This window comes from Bradyrhizobium sp. (genome assembly GCF_049586575.1).
Classification (GTDB): domain Bacteria; phylum Pseudomonadota; class Alphaproteobacteria; order Rhizobiales; family Xanthobacteraceae; genus Bradyrhizobium.
On record NZ_JBAVCF010000008.1, the window covers coordinates 1 to 1,946 of the forward strand.

At 62.2% G+C, this 1,946-nt stretch carries 2 protein-coding genes and 1 pseudogene; all 3 read left to right on the plus strand.

Going from position 1 to position 1,946, the window contains the following annotated elements:
• On the plus strand, positions 1–402 hold a 402-nt coding region (locus tag WB528_RS00365; protein WP_423886452.1), incomplete at its 5' end, for a sugar transferase.
• Positions 403–535: 133 nt separating this feature from the next.
• Positions 536–1,046, plus strand: a pseudogene (locus WB528_RS00370) (AMP-binding enzyme); the annotation flags it as partial.
• Positions 1,047–1,073: 27 nt separating this feature from the next.
• Complete coding sequence (locus tag WB528_RS00375; RefSeq protein ID WP_423886453.1) at positions 1,074–1,808, plus strand: SDR family NAD(P)-dependent oxidoreductase; 735 nt, start codon at positions 1,074–1,076, stop codon at positions 1,806–1,808.
• Positions 1,809–1,946: the final 138 nt, after the last annotated feature.

The following is a 1,946-nucleotide window of genomic DNA, read 5'->3' on the forward strand; positions in this document are numbered from 1 at the left end:
TGCGGAGACAACACCGGTCCATTCGTACCAACCAAGCGTAACGATGCGCGCGTGACCAACGTGGGGCGCATCCTCCGCCGGACCAACGTCGACGAGCTTCCTCAACTCCTGAACGTTCTGATGGGGACGATGTCGATTGTCGGACCAAGGCCGCATGCGACTGCTCATAACGCACTCTTCGAAGGCCGCATCTTGCCATTTGCGCGTAGGCACAACATCAAGCCGGGCATCACCGGATGGGCGCAGGTGAATGGCCATCGCGGCACAACTGATACGCTGGAGAAGATGCAGCGCCGAGTGGAACATGATTTGTATTACATAGACAACTGGTCCTTGCTCCTCGACTTGAAGATCATTTTGCTGACCCTCTTTTCCAAACGTGCTTACGTCAATGCGTATTAGGACGCGGGCAACGAGGATTTTCGGCGCAGTACCGTCGTGATGCAGCTCGCGGCATGATTATGCGCGCGCCCTCCCCTGGTCGGCCACTACGAGCGCAAGCGGCAGACCAAGGCGGGATTGGTGTCGTTTTGGCGCCGCAACAATTCCGGCCGTCGGATTTGCGGTCAATGACGGCCGTGCCCGATTTCCGGCTTCTTATCTCGATGCCGTGCACGACGGCGGGTGCGGCATCGGGCTATGTCGCGCGCCGCGCCACGCTGCGCGACGACGACGGCTTCGTCGATTTGGGCGACATGGTGGAGCGCCGCGGCGATCGTTTTTATTTCGTCGGGCGGCGGGGCGGCATCATTAATATCGGCGGCCTGAAGGTTCACCCGGAAGAAGTCGAGGCTGTGATCAACCGGCATCCGCAAGTGCGCATGTCGCTGGTGCGGCCGAAGCGCAGTCCGTTTACCGGCGCCATTGTGATCGCCGACGTGCTTTTGAAATCCGCGTGCGAACGCGCCGAGGACGAAGCCGAGGTCAAGGCCGAGATTCTGAAGCTCTGCCGCAACGCACTGCCGCGACACAAGGTTCCGGCCGCCATTAGCATCGTGCCCGCACTTGCCGTCGCCGCGACCGGCAAGCTGGCGCGGCGGTCCTAAGCGATTGGTGCATCGATGACCGAAACCGTGCGCAACGTGCTGGTCACCGGAGCAAGCCGCGGGCTCGGGCTTGCCATTGCCCGCAAGCTGAGCTCAGTCGGCTATCGCGTGATCGCGGTGGCGCGGAGCAAAAGCAAGGAGATTACCGAGGCGATCGCCGAGGCTGAGTCCGGTCACCAGGCGCCGCTGCACTTTGCGCCGTTCGATCTCGGCGCGATCGAGCAGATTCCCGAGCTGGTCAAAACTCTGCGCCAGGAATTCGGTCCGCTTTACGGGCTGGTCAACAATGCCGCGATCGGCCACGACGGCGCGCTCGCCATGATGCACAATGCCAAGATCGAACAGCTGGTGCGACTCAATACACTGTCGCCGATCGTGCTCACCAAATATGTGGTGCGCTCGATGATGTCGGACGGCATGGGACGCATCGTCAATGTCGCATCCATCATTGGCTTCACTGGCTACAGCGGGCTTTCGGCCTACGCGGCCACCAAGGCGTCGATGATCGGCTTCACCCGCTCGCTGGCGCGTGAGGTCGGCCGGCTCGGCATCAACGTCAATGCCGTGGCGCCCGGATTTCTCGATACTGACATGACGCACGGGCTTGCCGGCGAGCAACGCGAACGCGTCCTGCGCCGCAGCTCCTTGCGGCGTCTGGCCGACGTCGACGACGTGGCCAACGCGGTCGAGTTCCTGCTGGGTGACGGCGCCCGCAGCATTTCCGGGACGGTGCTCACCGTCGACGCCGGCGCGACCGCGTAGGGTCCCGCGCAATTCGGGTGCAGGGTAGACCACAAGACAGTCGAAAGATGCCACCTCCTGTGCGAAACGAACCCAATACAACAGCGGCCTGGTTGCGCGCCTTGCAAAGGACAAGGTCAATCTCCAACAGGCCCACGA